This is a genomic window from Aurantiacibacter xanthus (assembly GCF_003584015.1).
Taxonomy (GTDB): domain Bacteria; phylum Pseudomonadota; class Alphaproteobacteria; order Sphingomonadales; family Sphingomonadaceae; genus Alteraurantiacibacter; species Alteraurantiacibacter xanthus.
In genome coordinates, this window is sequence record NZ_QXFM01000037.1 from 1 (window position 1) to 242 (window position 242).

1 pseudogene is annotated in these 242 nt (G+C 72.7%); it reads left to right on the forward strand.

From position 1 onward, the window contains the following. Window positions 1-242 (forward strand): annotated as a pseudogene (locus D2V17_RS21205) (hypothetical protein); the annotation flags it as partial.

The following is a 242-nucleotide window of genomic DNA, read 5'->3' on the forward strand; positions in this document are numbered from 1 at the left end:
GAACAGCAACGCGCAGCGCTGGCCGGGGAAAGCGACCCCGAGGCCGAACTCGCCGCTGCGAAAGCGCGTGCCGAGGAAGCGGGCAAGGCCCTTGGGGAGAGGCGCGAGGCGCTCACCGCCGCACAGGCACGCAAGGACGATCTGGCGAAGGCGCGCGACGAGGTAGCCTCGGCGCTGTCCTCGGCGCGGGCCGAACTGGCGGGTGTCGAGCGCGAATGGCAGGCCCTGAAGCGCGACCGCGA